Source organism: Streptomyces sp. NPDC045287 (assembly GCF_056432325.1).
Genome location: NZ_JBWKJG010000008.1, coordinates 148,984 through 172,274 on the forward strand (window position 1 = coordinate 148,984; position 23,291 = coordinate 172,274).

A 23,291-nucleotide genomic window follows, 5' to 3' on the forward strand; every position below is an offset into this window, starting at 1 on the left:
GGGTGATGACTCGCATACGGGAAAAGACCAAAGGGCGAACCTCACTCCGGTGAATTCCAGAGCGAGCCCGCCCTCTGTGCTTGGTCCTACGGCGCAGATCAGCCTTGGTCGTCCGCGTCCGATGCTCCGGACAGCCCCTTGTCGAGAACCCTTCCCTCACCGGGGGCAAGGGTCCCGAGGATGCGGTTCAAGTCCTCCATTGAGGCGAACTCGACGACGATTTTCCCCTTCTTCTGGCCGAGGTCGACTTTCACCCGGGTCTCGAAGCGGTCCGAGAGCCGCGTGGCGAGTTCGCTCAGCGCAGGAGAGACCCGGGCACCGGCCCGCGGTCCCTTCGCCTTGGCTGCCTTGCGCGGTTCGGAAGCCATCAGCGTGACGATCTCCTCCACCGCTCGGACGGAGAGCCCTTCGGCGACGATGCGATGCGCCAGCTTGTCCTGCTCCTCCGGGTCGTCCACGGACAGGAGGGCACGTGCGTGACCGGCCGACAGCACCCCTGCGGCGACCCGGCGCTGGACCGGAGGCGAGAGCCGGAGCAGACGCAGTGTGTTGGAGACCTGGGGACGTGACCGTCCGATACGGTCCGCCAGCTGGTCGTGCGTGCAGTTGAAGTCCTTCAGTAGCTGGTCGTAGGCGGCCGCCTCTTCCAGCGGATTGAGCTGCGCCCGGTGCAGGTTCTCCAGCAGAGCGTCCAGCAGCAGCTTCTCGTCCTCGGTCTCGCGGACGATCGCCGCGACGCGCTCCAGGCCCGCCTCACGGCAGGCCCGCCAGCGGCGTTCCCCCATGATGAGCTCGTACCGCTCCGGGGCGACCCGGCGGACGACGACCGGCTGGAGCAGGCCCACCTCCTTGATGGAGGTCACCAGTTCGGAGAGGGCGTCCTCGTCGAAGACCTGCCGGGGCTGGCGCGGGTTGGGCGTGATGGAGTCCAGAGGCAGTTCGGCGAAGTGGACGCCGGCCGGCATCTCCACCACGGAACCGCCTTCGGGCTGCTCCGGCAACGCGGCGCCGTTGCCGGAGGATGCCGCCTGGGGCAGAGTCGCCACCTTGGCGGCGGCGACGCCCCGCTCCATGCCCAGCGCCGGAATGGCCGTGGGCGACGTGGACGCCGTTCCGACCGAAGTGGCCTGCCTCTCCTGTGGAGCTGCGGGAATCAGTGCGCCGAGCCCACGTCCCAGCCCCCTGCGTCGCTCACTCACTGGATCCCCTCCGACATGCCGTGCTGACTGTGCTGATACTGCTGGCCGCCCGTGTGGGCGTGCTGGGCGTCGTAGTGGACGCCCACCCCCCGAAGGGCGATCTCGCGGGCGGCCTCCAGGTAGGAGAGCGCACCGCTGGAGCCCGGGTCGTACGTGAGTACCGTCTGCCCATAGCTCGGGGCCTCCGAGATACGGACCGACCGCGGGATGCTGGTGCGCAGCACCTCGTCACCGAAGTGGTTGCGCACCTCCTCCGCGACTTGCGAGGCGAGCCTGGTCCGACCGTCGTACATGGTGAGCAGGATCGTCGACACGTGGAGGCCCGGGTTGAGGTGGCCCCGCACCAGGTCGACGTTGCACAGGAGCTGTCCCAGCCCTTCCAGCGCGTAGTACTCGCACTGGATGGGGATCAGCACTTCCGCGCCGGCCACCATGGCGTTGACCGTGAGCAGACCGAGCGACGGCGGGCAGTCGATGAGGATGTAGTCCAGCGGCTGCTCGTACGCCTGGATCGCTCGCTGAAGCCGACTCTCCCGCGCCACCAGCGACACCAGCTCGATCTCCGCACCGGCGAGATCGATGGTGGCCGGGGCACAGAAGAGACCTTCGACGTCCCGGACCGGCTGCACCACATCGGAGAGGGGCTTGCTGTCCACGAGGACGTCGTAGATCGAGGGCACCTCGGCGTGGTGGTCGATCCCCAGTGCCGTGGACGCGTTGCCCTGCGGGTCGAGATCGATCACGAGGACGCGTGCGCCGTGCAGTGCCAGGGACGCGGCGAGATTGACCGTCGTGGTGGTCTTCCCCACCCCGCCCTTCTGGTTGGCGACGACCATGATGCGGGTCTGCTCTGGCCGGGGAAGGCCCTCGCCGGCCCGGCCCAGTGCCTGCACGGCCAGCGGGGCGTCAGAGCCCCTGGAGGTGTCATCCAGCGGGGGATGTGTTTCACGTGAAACGTCGTCCCCGGGCAGTTCGGTACGGGGACCGGGGACCGGGTCGGTCATCGGTCCCGCGATGTTGGCGTCGGACCGCAAGGATTCACTCTCCTCGGCTTCAGGCTCGCGATGAACAGAGCCTGCCATGCTTCCGGGGCCGCGAACCAGCGAGGCCCGGCCTTCTGTGGAGGAATCCACTTCTGTGGACAACTCCGTCGCCCCATCGGGGGGCCTATGGCCTCGTGGCGCGGCGGCCACACGGTCGCGGCTGAAGAATCCCTGCAGCAGTGAGCGACGTTTCACGTGAAACACGATGCACGCGCCGCAGGGTCAGAACGCCACGACACTCTGGAACAGGCCGGATGAGAGGTGAAGCACCTGTCAACGGCGGCGTCGCGACGTCCTCGCGGCCTTGGCCCGCTTGGCGGCGAAACGAACACCACCGGGGCTCTCCCCGACCTCGACACGAACCACGGTGGACATCGGGTCGACGATGCCCTCTCCGACGTGCAGCACGGAGGTGCGGACGACCCCCAGCTTGCTGAGGGCGGCGCGGGCGCTCTGGACCTCCTCCTCGGCTGTGTCCCCCTTCAGGGCGAGCATCTCCCCGTAGGGACGCAGCAGGGGCACGCCCCAGCCTGCGAGCCGGTCCAGCGGGGCGACCGCACGGGCCGTGACCACGTGGACAGGGGGAAGCTTGCCCAGCATCTCCTCGGCGCGCCCACGGGCGACGGTCACGTGGTCCAGTCCCAGCAGCTCGACGACCTCCTGGAGGAAGTTCGTCCGGCGGAGCAGGGGCTCCAGCAGCGTGATCTTGAGGTCAGGACGTACGAGCGCGAGCGGGATGCCCGGCAGACCGGCCCCGGAACCCACGTCGCAGACGGTGACGCCTTCGGGCACCACCTCGGAGAGCACCGCGCAGTTCAGCAGATGCCTCTCCCACAGCCGCGGCACCTCGCGGGGGCCGATGAGGCCGCGCTTGACCCCTGCGTCCGCGAGCAACTCCGCGTACCGGACCGCTTCCGGGAAGAACTCACCGAAGACCGTGTGCGCCTCCTGGGGCGCAGGGGGAAGTTCCTCTGCCTCGGACACGGGAACCGTCCTTCCGTACCGCACTGGGTGGCTGACTATCAGGCTGACAAAGATCGGCCCCGCCTGCGGACAGACGGGGCCGACACGACGAAGGGGTCAGGCGGGGAGCACGACGACGAAGCGCTGCGGCTCCTCGCCCTCGGACTCGCTGCGCAGGCCGGCGGCGGCGACCGCGTCGTGGACGACCTTGCGCTCGAAGGGGGTCATCGGCTCCAGCTTCACGGGCTCACCGGTGTTCTTGGCCTCGACCGCGGCCTTGGCACCCAGCTCGGTCAGCTCGGCACGCTTCTTGGCACGGAAGCCGGCGATGTCCAGCATGAGCCGGCTGCGGTCACCGGTCTCACGGTGCACCGCGAGACGTGTGAGCTCCTGCAGCGCCTCCAGCACCTCACCGTCACGGCCCACGAGCTTCTGCAGGTCGCGGCTGCTCGTGTCGCTGATGATCGAGACCGCGGCGCGGTCTCCCTCGACGTCCATGTCGATGTCGCCGTCGAGGTCGGCGATGTCGAGCAGACCCTCGAGGTAGTCAGCCGCGATCTCACCCTCCTGCTCCAGGCGGGTCAGGGTGTCGCCACCCTCGGCGGCGGACGTGGTGCCTTCCGTCACGGATGGACTCCTTCTACTTCTTCGACGACGGGTGCTTGGGCCGCTGCTGGCCCTTGCGCTGTCCGGACTTGGCTTGACGTGCGGGGGCGGGCTTGCCGGGCTGCTGGGACTGCTCGGGCTGCGCCTGGTCCGCCTTCTCCAGGGAGGTCTTGGCGGTGCCGGGCTGCGCGGTGGCGGCCTGACGCTTCGCCTTCGTCTGGCGCTTGGGCTGCTGGCGGCGCACCGCCGCGGCCTCCGCCTCGGCCTCGACCGGGTCGACCTTCCGCACCGTGCCGTCGGCCTGGGCAGTGAAGCCGGCCTTGGCGAGGCTGCCGATGAAGCGGCGCTCGTTGTCGTTGCGGTCCGGGCCCTTGGCGACGATGGCCTGGAGGACGTTGCGCTTGCGACGGCCGCGCACCTCGCCGTGCTGGGTGATGCTCTTGAGGAGCCGCTGCAGGTAGTGGTCCTGTGCCTTGCTGCCCGGCGTCGGGTTCTGGTTGATCACGTACATCTGCTGGCCCATGGTCCACACGTTGGTGGTCAGCCAGTAGACGAGGACGCCGACGGGGAAGTTGATGCCCATCACGGCGAACATGATCGGGAAGATGTACATCAGCATCTTCTGCTGCTGCATGTACGGGGTCTTCACCGACAGGTCGACGTTCTTCTGCATCAGCTGGCGCTGGGTGAAGAACTGCGACGCCGACATCAGCACGATCATGATCGCGGTGACGATACGGACATCGGTCAGCGAGGCGTTGAGCGCGTGGACCGTGCCGGGGTCGTCCATGAACTTCGCGGCGATCGGGGCACCGAAGATGTGGGCCTCGCGGGCGCTGTCGACCAGCTGCTGGTTGAGGCTGCCGATCGTGTCACCGGACGAGATCTTGCTGAGCACGTGGTAGAGCGCGAAGAAGAACGGCGACTGCAGGAGGATGGGGAGGCACGAGGAGAGCGGGTTGGTACCCGTCTCCTTGTACAGCTTCATCATCTCTTCCGACTGGCGCTGCCGGTCGTTCTTGTAGCGCTCCTGGATGGCCTTCATCTTCGGCTGGAGCGCCTGCATGTTCCGCATCGACTTGATCTGCTTCACGAAGAGCGGGATCAGGCAGATGCGGATGACGATCACCAGGGACACGATGGACAGACCCCAGGCCCACCCCGTGTCGGGCCCGAAGATCGCACCGTACAGCTTGTGGAACTGGACGATGATCCACGAGACAGGTCCGGTGATGAAGCTGAACAGATTTCCAATCGTGTCCACTAATCAGGCTCCTTGAGCATGGGGCGAGGTCTCGGCGGCCGGGCTCGTCCCGTCGGAACGCCCGCCCTTGTCGCCGCGCAGCCGTGCGCGCAGCAGTTCGTGCCAACGGGGGCGCTTGCGCGGCGGCACGTGGTCCACTCCGCCGGGCGACCAGGGGTTGCAGCGCAGGATGCGCCAGGCGGTGAGGGCCGTGCCCTTGACGGCACCGTGCCGGTCGATTGCGGTGTACCCGTAGTGGGAACACGACGGGTAGTACCTGCAGACGGGGCCCAGCAGTGGGCTGATCGTCCACTGGTAGAGCTTGATCAGGGCCAGCAGCGGGTACTTCATCGCGCGCCCCCTCCCAGGAGCCGCTGCAGGGCGGCGTCCAGGTCTCGGGCCAGCTGTGCATGGTCGGCGTCACCCGCGCCGGGCAGCGCTCGTACTACCACCAGGCTACCGGGGGGCAGCACGGCGAGCCGCTCCCGCATCAGGTGCCGCAGTCTGCGCTTCACCTGGTTGCGGACGACCGCCCCGCCGACGGCCTTGCTGACGACGAAACCCGCACGCGTCGGGGGAGCGCTCTCCCCAGGCGCGTGCGGGTCCGTTGCACCGCTGCGTAGATGGACGACGAGGCTCGGGCGGCCTGCCCGGCGTCCTCGCCGTACCGCGGTCGCGAAGTCCTCGCGCCGCCTCAGCCGATTCTCGGAAGGCAGCACGTCATGACCTGACCGCGATCAGGCGGACAGACGGGCGCGACCCTTGCTGCGGCGGGACGCGAGAATCGCGCGGCCGGCGCGCGTACGCATGCGCAGGCGGAAGCCGTGGGTCTTGGCGCGACGACGGTTGTTCGGCTGGAAGGTGCGCTTGCTCACTCGGGGGCTCCAGAAATGATTCGTGGGGTGGCGGGGTATCGCTTGGCTGTCACCGTGCGCCCACGAGTAGCTCGCAATACGCCCGAGTGCACCGCTACACGATCACGTGATGTGATCTTTGCCCATCGGAGGCAGGCGGCAGCAGCCATCGACAACTCGACCTGGTTACGGTACGCGCGGCTACGCCATCCGGTCAAACCGGCGGCATGGCGGGACACACTATGCACAGGCTGTGGACAACAACTTGAACCACGCGAGCTGCCACGACTACCGTGACTGGACTCGGATTCCTTTCCTGCCTGTCCTTCCCATCCCGTCCCGAGAAGCACACATTCGCGGGACCTGTGAGAGAGCGTGCCCCGTGGCTGATGTACCTGCTGATCTTGCCGCAGTGTGGCCACGAGTGCTGGAGCAGCTCCTCGGCGAGGGGCAGCAGGGCATCGAGCCGAAGGACAAACAGTGGATCGAGCGGTGCCAGCCGCTCGCGCTGGTGGCCGACACCGCCCTCCTCGCCGTCCCCAACGAATGGGGCAAGCGCGTCCTGGAGGGCCGGCTGGCCCCGCTGATCAGCGACACGCTCAGCCGTGAGTGCGGCCGCCCGATCCGGATCGCGATCACCGTCGACGACTCCGTCGGCGACCAGTCCCCGCCGCCGGCCGCCCCGGAGCGGCACCAGCCGGAGCGCCCGCGCTACGAGGAGCGCGGCCAGGGCTACGAGGAGCGCGGCCAGGGCGAGCCGTACGACGCGTACGGGCGGCCCGTGGCGGACGACGGGCTGCCGTCCGTGCGCCCCGCCTACCCCGACTACCAGCAGCAGCGCCCGGAGCCCGGCGCGTGGCCGCGCACCCAGGAGGAGCTGCCCTGGCAGCAGCCGCGCCTGGGCGGCTTCCAGGACCGCGACCCGTACGCGACGGCCCGCCCGCAGCAGCCGCATCACGACTACGGCGCCCCGCAGGGTTCCGAGCACGGCGGGTACGACTCCCCGCGCGCGGAGCGGCGGGAGCTGCCCGACGCGCAGGACCGGCGCCGGCCGGGCGGCCCCGCGGGCTCCGGCGGTCCGGAGGCCCGGGGCGGGGCGGGCGGCCGTGGTGCACCGGGTCCCGGTCCGATGGCCGGCCCCGGGTCCATGGGCGGCGCGGGCGGGCTGGGCCAGGGCGGCTCCGGCGGTACGGGCGGCCCGGGGGAGCAGCACGCGCGGCTGAACCCGAAGTACCTGTTCGACACGTTCGTCATCGGCTCGTCCAACCGGTTCGCCCACGCAGCGGCGGTCGCGGTTGCCGAGGCGCCGGCCAAGGCGTACAACCCCCTCTTCATCTACGGCGAGTCGGGGCTCGGCAAAACCCACCTGCTGCACGCGATCGGTCACTACGCGCGCAGCCTCTACCCGGGGACGCGGGTGCGGTACGTGAGCTCGGAGGAGTTCACCAACGAGTTCATCAACTCCATCCGCGACGGCAAGGGCGACACGTTCCGCAAGCGCTACCGCGACGTGGACATCCTGCTCGTGGACGACATCCAGTTCCTCGCGAGCAAGGAGTCGACGCAGGAGGAGTTCTTCCACACCTTCAACACGCTCCACAACGCCAACAAGCAGATCGTGCTGTCCTCCGACCGGCCGCCCAAGCAGCTGATGACGCTGGAGGACCGGCTGCGGAACCGCTTCGAGTGGGGCCTCACCACGGACGTCCAGCCGCCGGAGCTGGAGACGCGCATCGCGATCCTCCGGAAGAAGGCGGTCCAGGAGCAGCTGAACGCCCCGCCGGAGGTGCTGGAGTTCATCGCGTCGCGGATCTCCCGGAACATCCGCGAGCTGGAGGGCGCGCTGATCCGGGTGACGGCGTTCGCGAGCCTCAACCGCCAGCCGGTGGACCTGGTGCTCACCGAGAGCGTGCTGAAGGACCTGATCCCGGGCGGCGAGGACACCGCGCCGGAGATCACCGCGGGCGCGATCATGGCGGCGACGGCGGACTACTTCGGGCTGACGGTCGAGGACCTGTGCGGCTCGTCGCGCAGCAGGGTGCTGGTGACGGCCCGGCAGATCGCGATGTACCTGTGCCGGGAGCTGACCGACCTGTCGCTGCCGAAGATCGGCGCGCAGTTCGGCGGGCGGGACCACACGACGGTCATGCACGCGGACCGGAAGATCCGCGCGCTGATGGCGGAGCGGCGCTCCATCTACAACCAGGTGACCGAGCTGACGAACCGCATCAAGAACGGCTGACGGCGCGCGGTGCGGCGCTTCGCGGGCGTCCCGGGACGGGTTTCCGGGGCGCCCTTCGCCGTCTTCGGAGGCCGTGGAGTCCGGTTCGGGCCGGGCCGAACCGGTTCTGCGGACGCCCGCGGGCGGGCAGCGACGGCGGGGCCGTTCGAATAGCTGCGTCGGTCACGCCGTTCTCCACAGATTTGGAGACGACCTCCCGTCCACAGGCTGGGGACTGAGAAGTTATCCGAGCCTTGTCCACAGCGGGGGTGTATGGGCCGTCATACGCCCAGGTCAGAGGCGTGTGGATTTGTGGTCGAACGTTATCCACAGCTTGTGGAAAGTAAGTTTGTCCACAGGCTGTGATCGGAGTTGTCCACCAGCAGCCCACAGGCTCAAGGGCACGGTCCACAGCTTCTCCACACCGCTGTCCACTGTTCGGCAACGAAACACCCCCAGTCACCGTGACGAGTGAAAGCGGTCACACCAAGAAGCCGGATTGGGCTGTGGGGAACCTGGGTAAAACTGGGGACGGCTCTGGGGAGAAGTCCGCCCTGCCTGTGCATCGGGTGTGCAGAACTTCGCCGCGTCCACAGCGGACCCCGGTTGTCCACCGCTGCCACCCACAGGGCCGGTGGACAAAATCTGGGCTGTGACCTGCGTGGACGGGGTTATCCACGGTTTCCACAAGCCCTACTACTACTCCCACACAGAGTTAGCTGGGATTTCGCTTGGAAGCGGGGCCTGTGCACAACTCGGCGCCGGCGCTCCGACCGCGGCCCGTCCCGACTTGACCCCGAGCCGCGCCGAGTGTCGGCGGCGTACGTCAGACTGGTCCCCGGCATTCCGACGCAACCGCTGCGGCGGTGGACGGACCGGATGCCGGACGAGGAAGGCCAGCAGGGCGAGCCAGCAACAGCAGGAGGCGGCTTACGGTGAAGATCCGGGTGGAGCGCGATGTACTCGCGGAGGCGGTGGCCTGGGTGGCCCGCAGCCTCCCGGCCCGTCCGCCCGCGCCCGTGCTCGCGGGCCTTCTGCTGAGGGCCGAGGACGGTGCGCTGAGCTTCTCCAGCTTCGACTACGAGGTCTCCGCGCGGGTCTCGGTCGAGGCCGAGGTCGAGGAGGACGGCACGGTCCTGGTGTCCGGGCGGCTGCTCGCCGACATCTGCCGCGCCCTCCCCAACCGGCCGGTGGAGATTTCCACAGACGGTGTACGGGCGACGGTGCTCTGCGGCTCGTCCCGCTTCACCCTCCACACCCTTCCTGTGGAGGAGTACCCGGCGCTGCCGCAGATGCCGACCGCCACCGGCACGGTGCCCGGCGAGGTCTTCGCCTCCGCCGCCGCGCAGGTCGCCATCGCCGCGGGCCGCGACGACACGCTGCCCGTCCTCACGGGTGTGCGCATCGAGATCGAGGGCGACCGGGTCACCCTGGCCTCCACCGACCGCTACCGCTTCGCGGTCCGCGAGTTCCTGTGGAAGCCGGAGTCCCCGGACGCCTCGGCCGTCGCCCTGGTGCCCGCCAAGACGCTGCTGGACACGGCCAAGGCGCTGACCAGCGGCGACACGGTGACGCTGGCGCTGGCCGGCTCCGGTGCCGGCGAGGGCCTGATCGGTTTCGAGGGCGCCGGACGCCGCACCACCACGCGCCTGCTCGAAGGCGACCTGCCGAAGTACCGGACGCTGTTCCCGACGGAGTTCAACTCGGTCGCGACGATCGAGACGGCTCCGTTCGTGGAGGCCGTGAAGCGCGTGGCGCTGGTCGCCGAGCGGAACACCCCGGTGCGGCTCAGCTTCGAGCAGGGCGTGCTCATCCTCGAGGCGGGTTCCAGCGACGACGCACAGGCTGTGGAGCGCGTCGACGCGCAGCTGGACGGCGACGACATCTCGATCGCCTTCAACCCGACGTTCCTGCTCGACGGCCTCAGCGCCATCGACGCGCCGGTCGCCCAGCTCTCCTTCACCACGTCCACCAAGCCCGCGCTGCTGAGCGGCAAGCCGGCCGTGGACGCGGAGGCGGACGAGGCGTACAAGTACCTGATCATGCCGGTTCGGCTCAGTGGCTGACTGAGCGGCTGACCCCACAGGTGTGCACCCGTGTCCGGGCGTAGTCTCGGACACGGGTACGAACCGCACACAACGCGTAAGGAAGATCTGATGGAGCTCGGTCTCATCGGCCTCGGCAAGATGGGCGGCAACATGCGCGAGCGCATCCGCCGCGCGGGCCACACCGTCGTCGGGTACGACCGCAACCCCGACCTCGCCGATGTCCACAGCCTCGAGGAGCTCGTGGGCAGGCTGAAGGGCCCGCGCGTCGTGTGGGTCATGGTCCCGGCCGGCGAGGCCACGCAGTCCACCATCGACCAGCTGGCCGAGCTGCTCTCCCCGGGCGACGTCGTCGTCGACGGCGGCAACTCCCGCTGGACGGACGACGAGAAGCACGCCGAGGAGCTGGCCGCCAAGGGCATCGGCTTCGTCGACTGCGGCGTCTCCGGCGGTGTGTGGGGCCTGGAGAACGGCTACGCGCTCATGTACGGCGGCGACGCCGAGCACGTCGCGAAGGTCCAGCCGGTCTTCGACGCGCTGAAGCCGGAGGGCGAGTTCGGCTCCGTCCACGCGGGCAAGGTCGGTGCCGGCCACTTCGCGAAGATGGTCCACAACGGCATCGAGTACGCGATGATGCAGGCCTTCGCCGAGGGCTGGGAGCTGCTGGAGGCCGTGGACTCCGTCACGGACGTCCGCGAGGTCTTCCGCTCCTGGCAGGAGGGCACGGTCATCCGCTCCTGGCTGCTGGACCTGGCCGTCCGCGCGCTCGACGACGACGAGCACCTGGAGAAGCTGCGGGGCTACGCCGCGGACTCCGGCGAGGGCCGCTGGACGGTCGAGGCCGCCATCGACAACGCGGTGCCGCTGCCCGCGATCACCGCGTCGCTGTTCGCGCGGTTCGCGTCGCGCCAGGACGACTCGCCGCAGATGAAGATGATCGCCGCCCTGCGCAACCAGTTCGGCGGACACGCGGTCGAGAACAAGTAACACGCACAGCCGGGAGAGGTCGGCGCACACCATGCACGTCACGCATCTGTCGCTGGCCGACTTCCGTTCGTACGCCCGGGCCGAGGTTCCGCTCGACCCGGGCGTCAGCGTCTTCGTGGGCGCCAACGGGCAGGGCAAGACGAACCTGGTCGAGGCGGTCGGCTACCTCGCGACGCTCGGCAGCCACCGGGTGTCCTCCGACGCGCCCCTCGTCCGGATGGGCGCCGAGCGCGCCGTGATCCGGGCGGCCGTCCGGCAGGGCGAGCGGCAGCAGCTCGTCGAGCTGGAGCTCAACCCCGGGAAGGCCAACCGCGCCCGCGTCAACAGGTCCTCGCAGGTCAGACCGCGCGACGTACTGGGGATCATACGGACCGTGCTGTTCGCGCCCGAGGACCTCGCCCTGGTGAAGGGCGACCCCGGCGAGCGGCGGCGGTTCCTCGACGAGCTGATCACCGCCCGGTCGCCGCGCATGGCCGGCGTGCGGTCCGACTACGACCGGGTCCTCAAGCAGCGCAACACCCTCCTGAAGACCGCCGCCATGGCCCGGCGGCACGGTGGCCGTTCCCTGGACCTGTCCACCCTCGACGTGTGGGACCAGCACCTCGCGCGGGTCGGCGCCGAACTGCTCGCGCAGCGGCTCGACCTCGTCGCCGCGCTCCAGCCGCTCGCCGTCAAGGCGTACGAGCAGTTGGCCCCCGGCGGTGGCCCCGTCGCCCTGGAGTACCGCGGCTCGGCGGGCGGCGACGTCCACGGGCCGGCCGGCCGCGAGGAGCTGTTCGAGCGGCTGATCGCCGCGCTCGCCGACGTGCGCAAGCAGGAGATCGAGCGCGGGGTCACCCTCGTCGGGCCGCACCGCGACGACCTCGGGCTGCTGCTGGGGCGGATGCCGGCGAAGGGGTACGCCAGCCACGGCGAGTCCTGGTCGTACGCGCTCGCGCTGCGGCTGGCCTCGTACGACCTGCTGCGCGGGGAGGGCAACGAGCCCGTCCTCGTGCTGGACGACGTCTTCGCCGAGCTGGACGCGAGGCGGCGGGAGCGGCTGGCGGAGCTGGTCGCGCCGGGCGAGCAGGTGCTGGTGACGGCGGCGGTCGGCGACGACGTGCCGGGGGTGCTGGCGGGTACGCGGTACGCGGTGTCGGAGGGGGCGGTGGAGCGCGTATGAGCACGCAGTCGCAGGCGCCGCGGCCGGCGGGCCCGACGCAGGCCCCGGTTCCCGAGCCGTCCGGCGTCGACCTCGCGCGCGTGGCGCTGCGCGCGGCCAAGGAGCAGGCGAAGGCGCGGGGCGCCGCGGCCCAGCAGAAGAAGCAGGCGCGGCGCGGCGGCGGCCTGCGCTCCGGGGCGCGCGCCGACGGGCGCGACCCGCTGCCGCTGGGCGCGGCGATCAACCGGTTGATCACGGAGCGCGGCTGGGAGGCGCCCGCGGCGGTCGGCGGCGTCATGGGGCGGTGGCCGCAGATCGTGGGCGAGGACCTGGCGAAGCACTGCGTGCCGCTGCGGTACGACGAGGACCCCGACGAGCGCGTCCTCACCGTCCAGTGCGACTCCACGGCGTGGGCGACGCAGCTGCGGCTGCTCGCGCCCCGGCTGGTGGCCCGGCTGAACGAGGACCTGGGGCACGGGACGGTGCGCCACATCCGCGTCCTCGGGCCCGGCGGACCGCGCCGCGGGTACGGCCCGCTGCGGGCGCCCGGCAGCACCGGGGCCGGCGACACCTACGGCTGACGGTCCCGCCGGAGGGACAGGAACCGGCCATTTCAGGGTCCGGGCCGGCCGGGAGCGGAGCGGGACCGGGCGTCCGGCGGCGCCTGCGCGCGCCCCGGGCGGCCACCGGGCCGGCCGAGGACGGCGAACCAGGCCGTGACCTGCCGCGCGGGCGGCGGCGGCGGGCTCCTCGGAGGGCTTCGGAAGAGGGGGTTCCGGGGGCGGTGACGGCGGTTGCGGGTGGTTGACAGGCCGAAGCGCTGAGTGCCCGCGTGAGCCTCTTGGAGCCCCGTCCCACATATGGGGAGTCGGCGGGCGCCGGTTCAGAGCGGCACATGCGGACCCAGGTACCGGCAAACCCCCATGAGTGTCAGCGCTACCGGTAGACTGGTAAGCAATCCCGCCCACTGCGGAACATGTCGAACGACGCAGCCACTCCGGGGCCTCCCGGGAGGTGGCTCGCGCTGTGCCAGAAAGGGCGCTTCGTGGCCGATTCCGGCAACCCCAACGAGAACATTCCGTCCACTCCTGCCGGCGAGAGCGGCGCGGCCCCGGCGTCGGGCTCCCCCGCGTACGACGCCAGCGCGATCACCGTCCTCGAGGGTCTGGACGCGGTCCGCAAGCGGCCCGGCATGTACATCGGCTCGACCGGTGAGCGTGGACTCCACCACATGGTGCAGGAGGTCGTCGACAACTCCGTCGACGAGGCCCTGGCCGGCCATGCGGACACCATCGACGTCACGATCCTGGAGGACGGCGGCGTCCGCGTCGTCGACAACGGCCGCGGCATCCCGGTGGGCATCGTCCCCTCCGAGGGCAAGCCCGCCGTCGAGGTCGTGCTGACCGTGCTGCACGCGGGCGGCAAGTTCGGCGGCGGCGGCTACGCGGTCTCCGGCGGTCTGCACGGCGTGGGCGTCTCCGTGGTCAACGCGCTGTCGACGCGGGTCTCCGTCGAGGTCAAGACCGACGGCCACCGCTGGACGCAGGACTACAAGCTGGGTGTCCCCACCGCGCCCCTCGCCAAGCACGAGGCCACCGAGGAGACCGGTACGTCGGTCACCTTCTGGGCCGACCCGGACATCTTCGAGACCACCGACTACTCCTTCGAGACGCTGTCGCGCCGCTTCCAGGAGATGGCGTTCCTCAACAAGGGCCTGACGATCACGCTCACCGACGAGCGCGAGTCGGCCAGGGCGACGATGAACGCCGACGACGCCGACGCCTCTGCCGAGGCGGTGGAGGAGCAGCCGGCGCGCACGGTGACGTACTACTACGAAGGCGGCATCGTCGACTTCGTCAAGTACCTCAACTCCCGCAAGGGCGAGCTGATCCACCCCACGGTCATCGCGGTGGAGGCCGAGGACAAGGAGCGGATGCTCTCGGTCGAGATCGCGATGCAGTGGAACTCGCAGTACACGGAGGGCGTGTACTCGTTCGCGAACACGATCCACACCCATGAGGGCGGTACGCACGAGGAGGGCTTCCGCGCGGCGCTCACCGGCCTCGTCAACCGCTACGCGCGCGACAAGAAGCTGCTGCGGGAGAAGGACGACAACCTCACGGGCGAGGACATCCGCGAGGGCCTGACCGCGATCATCTCGGTCAAGCTCGGCGAGCCCCAGTTCGAGGGCCAGACCAAGACCAAGCTGGGCAACACGGAGGCGAAGACCTTCGTGCAGAAGGTCGTCCACGAGCACCTGTCGGACTGGTTCGACCGGAACCCGAACGAGGCGGCGGACATCGTCCGCAAGGCCATCCAGGCCGCCACCGCGCGCGTGGCCGCCCGCAAGGCGCGGGACCTGACGCGCCGGAAGGGCCTGCTGGAGTCGGCGTCCCTGCCGGGCAAGCTGTCCGACTGCCAGTCGAACGACCCGACCAAGTGCGAGATCTTCATCGTCGAGGGCGACTCCGCCGGCGGCTCCGCCAAGTCCGGCCGCAACCCGATGTACCAGGCCATCCTGCCGATCCGCGGCAAGATCCTGAACGTCGAGAAGGCGCGGATCGACAAGATCCTGCAGAACACCGAGGTCCAGGCGCTGATCTCGGCCTTCGGCACCGGGGTCCACGAGGACTTCGACATCGAGAAGCTCCGCTACCACAAGATCATTCTCATGGCGGACGCCGACGTCGACGGCCAGCACATCAACACGCTGCTGCTGACCTTCCTCTTCCGCTTCATGCGACCGCTGGTCGAGGCCGGCCACGTCTACCTCTCCCGCCCCCCGCTGTACAAGATCAAGTGGGGCCGGGACGACTTCGAGTACGCCTACTCGGACCGCGAGCGCGACGCGCTCGTCGAGCTCGGCAAGCAGAACGGCAAGCGGATCCGCGAGGACTCCATCCAGCGCTTCAAGGGCCTGGGCGAGATGAACGCCGAGGAGCTGCGCATCACCACCATGGACCAGGACCACCGGGTGCTCGGCCAGGTCACGCTGGACGACGCGGCCCAGGCCGACGACCTGTTCTCGGTGCTGATGGGCGAGGACGTGGAGGCGCGGCGCTCGTTCATCCAGCGCAATGCCAAGGACGTCCGCTTCCTCGACATCTGAGTCGGTCTCAGCTGACCGTACGAAAGGACTGAAGACCAGCAATGGCCGACGAGAACACCCCCGCCGCCGTGACGCCCGAAGAGGAGCCCGCCACCCCCGGCGTGGGCCTGCGCGTCGAGCCCGTCGGGCTCGAAACCGAGATGCAGCGCTCGTACCTCGACTACGCAATGTCCGTCATCGTGTCGCGCGCGCTGCCCGACGTGCGGGACGGCCTCAAGCCCGTCCACCGGCGCGTCCTGTACGCCATGTACGACGGCGGCTACCGGCCCGAGAAGGGCTTCTACAAGTGCGCCCGCGTCGTCGGCGACGTCATGGGCACGTACCACCCGCACGGCGACACCTCCATCTACGACGCCCTGGTCCGCCTGGCCCAGCCGTGGTCGATGCGCATGCCGCTGGTGGACTCCAACGGGAACTTCGGCTCGCCGGGCAACGACCCGGCCGCCGCCATGCGCTACACCGAGTGCAAGATGGCGCCGCTGTCCATGGAGATGCTCCGGGACATCGACGAGGAGACCGTCGACTTCCAGGACAACTACGACGGCCGCAACCAGGAGCCGACGGTCCTCCCGTCACGCTTCCCGAACCTGCTGGTCAACGGCTCGGCCGGAATCGCGGTCGGCATGGCGACCAACATCCCGCCGCACAACCTGCGCGAGGTCGCGGCCGGTGCCCAGTGGGCGCTGGAACACCCGGAGGCCAGCCACGAGGAGCTCCTGGACGCGCTGATCGAGCGCATCAAGGGCCCCGACTTCCCGACCGGCGCCCTCGTCGTCGGCCGCAAGGGCATCGAGGAGGCGTACCGCACGGGCCGCGGCTCGATCACGATGCGCGCGGTCGTCGAGGTCGAGGAGATCCAGAACCGGCAGTGCCTGGTCGTCACCGAGCTGCCGTACCAGGTCAACCCGGACAACCTCGCGCAGAAGATCGCCGACCTGGTGAAGGACGGCAAGATCGGCGGCATCGCGGACGTCCGCGACGAGACCAGCTCCCGCACGGGCCAGCGGCTCGTCATCGTCCTCAAGCGGGACGCGGTCGCCAAGGTCGTCCTCAACAACCTCTACAAGCACACCGACCTCCAGACGAACTTCGGCGCGAACATGCTCGCGCTGGTCGACGGCGTGCCGCGCACGCTCTCGCTGGACGCGTTCATCCGCCACTGGGTGACGCACCAGATCGAGGTCATCGTCCGCCGTACGCGCTTCCGGCTGCGCAAGGCCGAGGAGCGGGCGCACATCCTGCGCGGCCTGCTCAAGGCGCTCGACGCGATCGACGAGGTCATCGCCCTGATCCGGCGCAGCGACACGGTGGAGGTCGCACGCGAGGGCCTGATGGACCTGCTCCGGATCGACGAGATCCAGGCCAACGCCATCCTGGAGATGCAGCTGCGCCGCCTGGCCGCCCTGGAGCGCCAGAAGATCGTCGCGGAGCACGACGAGCTCCAGGCGAAGATCAACGACTACAACGGCATCCTCGCCTCCGAGCCCCGCCAGCGGCAGATCGTCAGCGAGGAGCTGGCGCAGCTGGTGGAGAAGTTCGGCGACGACCGCCGTACGCAGCTCGTGCCGTTCGACGGCGACATGTCCATGGAGGACCTGATCGCCGAGGAGGACATCGTCGTCACCATCACGCGCGGCGGCTACGTGAAGCGGACGAAGACCGACGACTACCGGTCGCAGAAGCGCGGCGGCAAGGGCGTGCGGGGCACGAAGCTGAAGGAAGACGACATCGTCGACCACTTCTTCGTCTCCACCACCCACCACTGGCTGCTGTTCTTCACCAACAAGGGCCGCGTCTACCGCGCCAAGGCGTACGAGCTGCCCGACGCCGGCCGGGACGCCCGCGGCCAGCACGTCGCCAACCTGCTGGCCTTCCAGCCGGACGAGCAGATCGCCGAGATCCTCGCGATCCGCGACTACGAGGCGGCGCCCTACCTGGTCCTCGCGACCAAGGCGGGCCTGGTGAAGAAGACCCCGCTCAAGGACTACGACTCCCCCCGCTCGGGCGGCGTCATCGCCATCAACCTGCGCGAGCGGGAGGACGGCAGCGACGACGAGCTGATCGGCGCCGAGCTGGCCTCCGCCGAGGACGACCTGCTGCTCATCAGCAAGAAGGCCCAGTCCATCCGCTTCACCGCGACGGACGACGCGCTGCGCCCGATGGGCCGGGCCACGTCCGGGGTGAAGGGCATGAGCTTCCGCGAGGGCGACGAGCTCCTCTCGATGAACGTCGTCCGCCCCGGTACGTTCGTCTTCACGGCGACGGACGGCGGTTACGCCAAGCGGACGGCCGTCGACGAGTACCGCGTCCAGGGTCGTGGCGGCCTCGGCATCAAGGCTGCGAAGATCGTGGAAGACCGCGGTTCGCTCGTCGGCGCCCTGGTGGTCGAGGAAGGTGACGAGATCCTCGCCATCACGCTGTCCGGTGGTGTGATTCGCACGCGCGTCAACGAAGTCAGGGAGACCGGCCGTGACACCATGGGCGTCCAGCTGATCAACCTGGGCAAGCGCGATGCCGTCGTGGGCATCGCGCGCAACGCCGAGGCCGGCGCCGAGGCCGAAGAGGTCGACCAGACCGACGCGGTCGACGGCGCGGACGTGGAAGAGACCGAGGCCGCCGTCGGTACCGGCGCCGCGGTCGAGGCAGCCGAGGGCACGGAGTCCTCGGCCGGGGAGCACGAGGAGTAAAGCGTGAGCGGAGCCACGGGCGCCGGTTCGGCCGGCTCGGCCGCTTCGGGAAAGAACGGTGCCCGTGGCCCTGCCACGGAATCCCAGGGGGTTGCGGTGACCGACACCCGGGGGCCGAAGCCCCCGTACGAGACGTACGACGACGGCCCGCTGCCCGGTGAGCGGCCGTCCGCCCAGCAGACGGCCCAGCCGTACCGCCCGCCGCAGGCGTACGGGGCGCAGGACGCCCTCGGGGGCGTCCAGGACGGCACGGCGCGCCGGCCCCGTACGGGCGCCAAGACGACGCCGCGGACGCGCAAGGCGCGGCTGCGGGTGGCCAAGGCCGACCCGTGGTCGGTGATGAAGGTCAGCTTCCTGCTCTCCATCGCGCTGGGCATCTGCACGGTCGTCGCGGCGGCCGTGCTGTGGATGGTCATGGACGCGATGGGCGTCTTCTCGACGGTCGGCGCGACGATCAGCGACGCGACCGGCTCCACGGAGAGCAACGGGTTCGACCTGCAGGCGTTCCTGTCGCTCCCGCGCGTCCTCGTCTTCACGTCGGTGATCGCCGTGATCGACGTCGTGCTCGCCACGGCGCTGGCCACGTTGGGCGCCTTCGTCTACAACCTGGCGGCCGGTTTCGTGGGCGGCGTGGAGCTGACACTCGCGGAAGACGAGTAGCGATTTTGGCTGGAGCCGCCCTGTGCGCTAATCTTCAGAGGTCAGCGCGCAGCGCGGAGGGGCTATAGCTCAGTTGGTTAGAGCGCATCCCTGATAAGGATGAGGCCACAGGTTCAAATCCTGTTAGCCCCACAGAATCGAAGGCCCCGGTTGAGAGACCGGGGCCTTCGGCGTTATCCGGATTCCTGCGGACGTCCCCCTGACGCGTCGGGACGGTGTCGTACTGTCGTCCGGAGCTAGGTCACCGATTGATATCGGTTGGTGTGTATAGTCGGGCGCCATAAGGTCCCCTACGTCAACGAAAGACGAGGTCGCGCGGTGAAGAAGCTTCTCCTGGTCGCACTGGCCGCCATCGGCGGGCTCCTCGTGTACCGCCAGATCCAGGCGGATCGCGCCGAGCAGGATCTGTGGACGGAGGCGACCGACTCCGTGCCCGCAGGTTCGTGAGCGCGTCACATGCGTGAAGGGCCCCGCCGCTGAGAATGCGGCCGGGGCCCTTCTCCGTTGTGGGACCGTGGCGACCCCGCCGCTGAGTTCGCCGGCGCGAATCCGCGGTGGGCGGGCGGGGAGCGCGGCCGGTTCCCCGTCCGGGCGCCGGCCGGGGGCCGGTCCGCAAGCGGATCCACGGACAGCGGCGGGGCCCGCCGGGCAGGATGGTGCGGCCGGGAGACGACGGGGGGAAGCGCGTGAACGGGCGGGGCTGGAGCCGCGGCGCGGGGGCCGTGGGAGCGGTGGGGCGCGGGTCGGGGGCTACGCGCGCGAAGAGGGGCCGCAGCGGGGCGATGGCCCGGATCGTGCGGGACGGCGCGATGGCGTGGGTCCGGATCGTGCGGGGCGGCGTGGCGGCGGTCGGAGCGGCCGTCCTCGCCTGCGGCCTGTCCGCGCCTCCGGCCCTGGCGGACGGTGAGCCCGCGGCCGGTGAGCCCGCCCCGTACGCCTTCGCCGAGGACGCCCGGACGGTCAAGGGCTCCTCGACCACGAGCGACGCGCCCCGGCTGGCCGCCGGCACCGTCCACAGGGACGCCCTCCCCCGGGACGGCGAGCTGGTCTACCGCGTCGACCTGGACGCCGTCAGCCACGCGTACGTCTCCGTCGTCGCCGTACCGCCGCCGGGCGCCGAGCTCTCGTTCCAGGACGGGCTGAAGGTCTCCCTCCAGGACCGGGACGGCTCCGTCTGCGGTACGGCCACCACGCGGTTCGGCTCCGCCGAGTTCGCCCGGCCGATCGCCGCGTACGCCGACCGCACGCTCGGCCCCGGCCGGTCGCTGTGCCAGGAGGCCGGGCCGTACTACGCCGTCGTCGAGCGCGACGGCAGGGAGACGTCGTCGGGGGAGCCCTGGGAACTGGAGCTCCGGTACGTCCTGGAGCCCCGACTGAAGGAGTCCGGCCCGACCGCGGCGCCCGGGAAATGGCCCAGCGCCTCGCCCGAGCCGCCCGCGGACGGGCCCCGCGAGCGGGCCGGCGGCTCCGGCTTCTTTGACGCGCCCGGCCTCACCGAGGGCGAGTGGACCGACCGCGTCGAGCCCGGCGAGAGCCGCTTCTACCGCGTCCCCGTCGACTGGGGCCAGCAGCTCTTCGTCAGCGCGGACCTGGGCAGTTCGGCCGGCGACGGCTTCGTGGGCAGCGCGCTGCCCGTGTCGCTGTACAACCCGGCGCTCGGCCTCGTCGACAGCGAGGACTCCCTGTCGTACGACGGCAGGCAGAAGTCGACGGCCCTCAACCCGCTGCCGCCGGTGGCGTACGAGAACCGTTTCAGCTCCGACACGAGGATCAGCGGCCTCCGCTTCGCGGGCTGGTACTACCTGCGCGTCAGCCTCCACCCGGAGGTCGGGGAGGAGTTCGGCCAGAAGCCGTACGGGCTGACCCTGCGCGTCAACGTCGAGGGCGAGGCCGGGGCGGCGCCGCCGTACGCCGGTCCGGCCGGGATCTTCACCGTCACCGGGGACGACCGGCGGGCGGCGGCCGACGGGGAGAGCGGCCCGCGGACGGGGGACACCGGCACGATGCGGCTCGTCGCGACGGGCGGGTTCGGCACCGGGACGGTGCTGCTGCTCGCCCTCGGGGGGTGGGCCGTGCTGGCGCGGCGGCGCGCGGACACGGCACCCGCTGCGGGCCCGGCGGGCCCGCCGGGCGGGCCCGCGCTGCCGTCGCCGGACGCGCCGACGCGCCACGGGCCGCCGCGGGGCCGGTAGCTCAGATCCGGGTGAGCGCCCAGATGCCGACGGCGTAGCAGACCAGGGCCAGGAGCACGACCGGGACCGCCACCGCGCGCGGAGGGCCCGGCCGCCGGCGCGGAGCCGGTACGGGGGCGGGCGCCGTGACGGCCGCGGAGGCGGGCGCGCGCCCGGCCGGGGCAGGTGCCGGTTCCGGTGCGCCCGGGGCGGGGTGGTGGGGCGCGGCCGGAGTCGGGGTCGGGGCGGGGTGCTGGGGCACGGCCGAGGTCGGGTGCGGTGCTGCGGGGTGCGGCGCCGCAGGGGGTGGGCCGTACGGCTGGGGTGCTGCGGGGTGCGGGCCGTACGGCTGGGGCGGCGCGGTGGGCGGAGGCGTGACGGGGCGGTGCTGATGGGGCTGGTAGGGCTGGTAGAGCTGGAGGGACCGCTGGGGCGGCGGGGCCAGGTGGAAGCTGCCCGTCTCGGACGGTGACGGCGGTCCCTGCGCCGGTACGTCCGGGGGCGCGGGCGCCGGTACGGGCGCGGGGCCGTCCGGGCCGTACCCGGGCGGCAGCGGGCCGAGCTGGTCGAAGACCTCCACCGGCTCCTCCTCACCGGTCGGGTCGGGCAGCAGCTCCACCGCGGACGCCAGCGCCTTGCGGGCCCCGTTCGCCGTACGGAACCGGGCCTGCGGGTCGGGCTGGAGCAGCCACGCCAGGACCTGCCACAGCGGCTCGGGGACACCAGCGGGGGCGCCCGGTGTGCCGTGCGCCCGGAAGTGCGCCACGAGCGCCTGGGAGTCCGGCTTCCGGCCCTGGAGCAGGTACAGGGCGACCAGGCCGACCGCGAACAGGTCGGCCGGGAAGTCCGGTTCGGCGCCCATGAGCTGCTCGGGTGCGAAGTAGCCGGGCGTGCCGACCACGTAGTCGGTCTCGGTCAGGCGCGGTTCGCCCTTGCGCATGGAGATGCCGAAGTCGGACAGCCGAAGGTGGGGCCGTCCCGTGCCGGTGGCCTCCAGCAGGATGTTCGCCGGCTTGATGTCGCGGTGCACGACCCCCTCGGCGTGCACGGCTGCCAGGCCGGACAGCAACTGGTCGAGCAGGGTGCAGACGAACCGCGTCGGCAGCGGGCCGTAGTCCCCGATCACGTGCGCCAGGGAGCCGCCGCCGACGAGGTCCATGGTGAACAGGACCTTGTCGTCGTCGGCGGCCCAGCTCGCCGGGGCGAGGACGTGGGGGTGGTCGATGCGCAGGGCCTGCTCGCGCACGAAGCGCAGCAGCGTGTGCGCGTCGCCCTGCTGGAGCACCTTCGCCGCCACGTACCGGCGGCGGCGCCGGTCCCAGGCGCGCCAGACGGCTCCCACGCCGCCCCGCCCGACCGGGTCGACCAGCTCGTACCGCCCCGCGAAGACCTCGCCCATCGCGCTGTACCGCTCCCCGTCCCGTGGCCGCGCCGCCGTCCGCCGCCGCGGCGGTCCGCCGCTGCCGCCGTGCCGTCGCCGCCCTCGCCCTGTCCGCCGCCGTCAGCTCTGGTGCGACTCGTAGTGCGCGACCGCGTCCGCGGTGCGGCCGGCGCCGTACACCCGGAGGAACTCTGCCAGTTCGGGGTGGGTGGGGGCGAGCGAGTCGGCGGCGTCGATGATGTCGCCGGCCGCCGCGACCGAGCGCAGCAGCGACTGGATCTCCCGGACGACGCGGCGCACCGTGGGCGCGCCCGAGCCGGCGGTGGCCTGGCCGGACGCCGTCAGCACCGAACCGCCCTGCGACTTCTTGATCTCCTCCATCCGGTCCGTCGCCTCGACGGCGCTGACGCTGCCGTCGGCGACCTGGCCGGCGAGTTCCTGGAGGGCCTGGACGCGCTGAACGACGGCCGGGTTGCCGATCTTCGCGCGCTGACCGCTCATCAGCTGCGACAGCATGGGGGCGGAGAGCCCCAGTATGGCGGCGAGGCGGGCCTGGTTGAGGCCGAGGTCGTCGATCAGCCGGCGGAAAAGCGCCCCCAGCGGTTCCCCGTACCAGTTGCGCTGGAGCTCTCTGGCTCTGGCGGTCGCTTCCTGCTGTGCAGCATCCATTGCGTCTCCCCATCGCTTCGGTTCGCTGCTGCGAACCTCGCGGAGCATCTTACGGAGGGCGGTTGCCGACGGGGAGTCCTTATCCTTTTGCGGTGCACCCCCCGCCACCCGGTACCCTGGTCTGCGACCGCCGGGGCCCGGCGGTCTCCGGGGCCTTAGCTCAGTTGGTAGAGCGCTGTCTTTGCATGGCAGATGTCAGGGGTTCGACTCCCCTAGGCTCCACAGGACAAGAGGCCCTCCGGCCTGCGGAAACGCGGCCGGGGGGCCTCTTTGTGCGAGTGGACGCGCGCACCGCGCGGGGCCCGGTCGGCG

General features: G+C 70.8%; 20 protein-coding genes and 2 tRNA genes. 12 read left to right on the top strand and 10 right to left on the bottom strand.

Features of this window, described 5'->3' with window-relative positions:
• Window positions 1–98 precede the first annotated feature (98 nt).
• The 8 genes from AC07D6_RS15700 to rpmH form a co-directional block, all read right to left on the bottom strand.
• Window positions 99–1,199 carry a ParB/RepB/Spo0J family partition protein gene (locus tag AC07D6_RS15700; RefSeq protein WP_479044751.1) on the bottom strand — a complete coding sequence of 367 codons (1,101 nt, stop codon included), beginning with the start codon at window positions 1,197–1,199 and terminating at the stop codon, window positions 99–101.
• The gene (locus AC07D6_RS15705; RefSeq protein ID WP_479044753.1) at window positions 1,196–2,281 is read right to left on the bottom strand and encodes a ParA family protein; all 1,086 of its coding nucleotides are present in this window, start codon (window positions 2,279–2,281) and stop codon (window positions 1,196–1,198) included. Before AC07D6_RS15705 ends, AC07D6_RS15700 begins: the two co-directional genes overlap by 4 nt.
• 234 nt (window positions 2,282–2,515) lie before the next feature.
• Window positions 2,516–3,250, bottom strand: a complete 735-nt coding sequence (gene rsmG / locus AC07D6_RS15710) for a 16S rRNA (guanine(527)-N(7))-methyltransferase RsmG (protein WP_315876994.1) — start codon at window positions 3,248–3,250, stop codon at window positions 2,516–2,518.
• A gap of 72 nt (window positions 3,251–3,322) precedes the next feature.
• On the bottom strand, window positions 3,323–3,832 hold the full coding sequence (locus tag AC07D6_RS15715; RefSeq protein ID WP_315876995.1) for a Jag family protein: 510 nt from the start codon (window positions 3,830–3,832) through the stop codon (window positions 3,323–3,325).
• A gap of 13 nt (window positions 3,833–3,845) precedes the next feature.
• Entirely contained in the window at window positions 3,846–5,075 is a 1,230-nt protein-coding gene (gene yidC / locus AC07D6_RS15720) for a membrane protein insertase YidC (RefSeq protein ID WP_315876996.1), read from the bottom strand.
• Between the two features lie 3 nt (window positions 5,076–5,078).
• The gene (gene yidD / locus AC07D6_RS15725; protein ID WP_315876997.1) at window positions 5,079–5,405 is read right to left on the bottom strand and encodes a membrane protein insertion efficiency factor YidD; all 327 of its coding nucleotides are present in this window, start codon (window positions 5,403–5,405) and stop codon (window positions 5,079–5,081) included.
• Window positions 5,402–5,773 (bottom strand): ribonuclease P protein component, encoded by a 372-nt coding sequence (gene rnpA, locus AC07D6_RS15730; RefSeq protein WP_315876999.1) that lies wholly within the window; start codon window positions 5,771–5,773, stop codon window positions 5,402–5,404. Before rnpA ends, yidD begins: the two co-directional genes overlap by 4 nt.
• A gap of 18 nt (window positions 5,774–5,791) precedes the next feature.
• Window positions 5,792–5,929 (bottom strand): 50S ribosomal protein L34, encoded by a 138-nt coding sequence (rpmH, locus tag AC07D6_RS15735; RefSeq protein WP_003956500.1) that lies wholly within the window; start codon window positions 5,927–5,929, stop codon window positions 5,792–5,794.
• A 361-nt stretch (window positions 5,930–6,290) separates the two neighbouring features.
• On the opposite strand from rpmH, the gene dnaA reads away from it, so the two are divergent.
• The 11 genes from dnaA (at window position 6,291) to AC07D6_RS15790 (ending at window position 20,950) form a co-directional block, all read left to right on the top strand.
• Window positions 6,291–8,150, top strand: coding sequence for a chromosomal replication initiator protein DnaA (dnaA, locus tag AC07D6_RS15740; RefSeq protein WP_479044757.1), 1,860 nt, complete (start codon window positions 6,291–6,293; stop codon window positions 8,148–8,150).
• Window positions 8,151–9,064: 914 nt separating this feature from the next.
• Window positions 9,065–10,195, top strand: a complete 1,131-nt coding sequence (gene dnaN / locus AC07D6_RS15745) for a DNA polymerase III subunit beta (RefSeq protein WP_315877005.1) — start codon at window positions 9,065–9,067, stop codon at window positions 10,193–10,195.
• 90 nt (window positions 10,196–10,285) lie between these two features.
• Window positions 10,286–11,161 (top strand): phosphogluconate dehydrogenase (NAD(+)-dependent, decarboxylating), encoded by an 876-nt coding sequence (gene gnd / locus AC07D6_RS15750; protein WP_315877006.1) that lies wholly within the window; start codon window positions 10,286–10,288, stop codon window positions 11,159–11,161.
• A 31-nt stretch (window positions 11,162–11,192) separates the two neighbouring features.
• Window positions 11,193–12,323, top strand: coding sequence for a DNA replication/repair protein RecF (gene recF, locus AC07D6_RS15755; protein ID WP_479044760.1), 1,131 nt, complete (start codon window positions 11,193–11,195; stop codon window positions 12,321–12,323).
• Window positions 12,320–12,883 carry a DciA family protein gene (locus AC07D6_RS15760; RefSeq protein WP_315877008.1) on the top strand — a complete coding sequence of 188 codons (564 nt, stop codon included), beginning with the start codon at window positions 12,320–12,322 and terminating at the stop codon, window positions 12,881–12,883. Before recF ends, AC07D6_RS15760 begins: the two co-directional genes overlap by 4 nt.
• Window positions 12,884–13,278: 395 nt before the next feature.
• Window positions 13,279–15,411 (top strand): DNA topoisomerase (ATP-hydrolyzing) subunit B, encoded by a 2,133-nt coding sequence (gene gyrB / locus AC07D6_RS15765; RefSeq protein ID WP_315877009.1) that lies wholly within the window; start codon window positions 13,279–13,281, stop codon window positions 15,409–15,411.
• A gap of 41 nt (window positions 15,412–15,452) precedes the next feature.
• A complete protein-coding gene (gene gyrA, locus AC07D6_RS15770; protein WP_315877010.1) occupies window positions 15,453–18,098 on the top strand; it encodes a DNA gyrase subunit A in 2,646 nt (881 codons plus the stop codon).
• Between the two features lie 3 nt (window positions 18,099–18,101).
• The gene (locus AC07D6_RS15775; RefSeq protein ID WP_479044763.1) at window positions 18,102–18,758 is read left to right on the top strand and encodes a DUF3566 domain-containing protein; all 657 of its coding nucleotides are present in this window, start codon (window positions 18,102–18,104) and stop codon (window positions 18,756–18,758) included.
• A 58-nt stretch (window positions 18,759–18,816) separates the two neighbouring features.
• Window positions 18,817–18,890: transfer RNA gene (locus AC07D6_RS15780), tRNA-Ile, on the top strand.
• A gap of 186 nt (window positions 18,891–19,076) precedes the next feature.
• Window positions 19,077–19,205 (top strand): DLW-39 family protein, encoded by a 129-nt coding sequence (locus AC07D6_RS15785; RefSeq protein WP_010467770.1) that lies wholly within the window; start codon window positions 19,077–19,079, stop codon window positions 19,203–19,205.
• A 335-nt stretch (window positions 19,206–19,540) separates the two neighbouring features.
• A complete protein-coding gene (locus AC07D6_RS15790; RefSeq protein WP_479044765.1) occupies window positions 19,541–20,950 on the top strand; it encodes a hypothetical protein in 1,410 nt (469 codons plus the stop codon).
• 1 nt (window position 20,951) lies between these two features.
• Here the strand turns inward: AC07D6_RS15790 and AC07D6_RS15795 are convergent, their stop codons facing one another.
• Both AC07D6_RS15795 and AC07D6_RS15800 read right to left on the bottom strand, forming a co-directional pair.
• Window positions 20,952–22,328: a serine/threonine-protein kinase gene (locus AC07D6_RS15795; RefSeq protein WP_479044768.1), complete on the bottom strand. Its 1,377-nt coding sequence runs from the start codon at window positions 22,326–22,328 to the stop codon at window positions 20,952–20,954.
• A gap of 102 nt (window positions 22,329–22,430) precedes the next feature.
• A complete protein-coding gene (locus AC07D6_RS15800; protein WP_315877019.1) occupies window positions 22,431–22,979 on the bottom strand; it encodes a helix-turn-helix transcriptional regulator in 549 nt (182 codons plus the stop codon).
• A gap of 149 nt (window positions 22,980–23,128) precedes the next feature.
• Between AC07D6_RS15800 and AC07D6_RS15805 the strand changes: the two genes are divergently transcribed.
• Window positions 23,129–23,201, top strand: a tRNA-Ala gene (locus AC07D6_RS15805).
• Window positions 23,202–23,291: the final 90 nt, after the last annotated feature.

Bases quoted from the DNA above. Each gene is read 5' to 3' on its own strand.
- AC07D6_RS15705 (WP_479044753.1), bottom strand. From the start codon at position 2,281: ATGGCAGGCTCTGTTCATCGCGAGCCTGAAGCCGAGGAGAGTGAATCC.
- yidD (WP_315876997.1), bottom strand. From the start codon at position 5,405: ATGAAGTACCCGCTGCTGGCCCTGATCAAGCTCTACCAGTGGACGATC.
- gnd (WP_315877006.1), top strand. From the start codon at position 10,286: ATGGAGCTCGGTCTCATCGGCCTCGGCAAGATGGGCGGCAACATGCGC.
- recF (WP_479044760.1), top strand. From the start codon at position 11,193: ATGCACGTCACGCATCTGTCGCTGGCCGACTTCCGTTCGTACGCCCGG.
- AC07D6_RS15760 (WP_315877008.1), top strand. From the start codon at position 12,320: ATGAGCACGCAGTCGCAGGCGCCGCGGCCGGCGGGCCCGACGCAGGCC.
- gyrB (WP_315877009.1), top strand. From the start codon at position 13,279: ATGTCGAACGACGCAGCCACTCCGGGGCCTCCCGGGAGGTGGCTCGCG.
- gyrA (WP_315877010.1), top strand. From the start codon at position 15,453: ATGGCCGACGAGAACACCCCCGCCGCCGTGACGCCCGAAGAGGAGCCC.
- AC07D6_RS15790 (WP_479044765.1), top strand. From the start codon at position 19,541: ATGGCCCGGATCGTGCGGGACGGCGCGATGGCGTGGGTCCGGATCGTG.
- AC07D6_RS15795 (WP_479044768.1), bottom strand. From the start codon at position 22,328: ATGGGCGAGGTCTTCGCGGGGCGGTACGAGCTGGTCGACCCGGTCGGG.
- AC07D6_RS15800 (WP_315877019.1), bottom strand. From the start codon at position 22,979: ATGGATGCTGCACAGCAGGAAGCGACCGCCAGAGCCAGAGAGCTCCAG.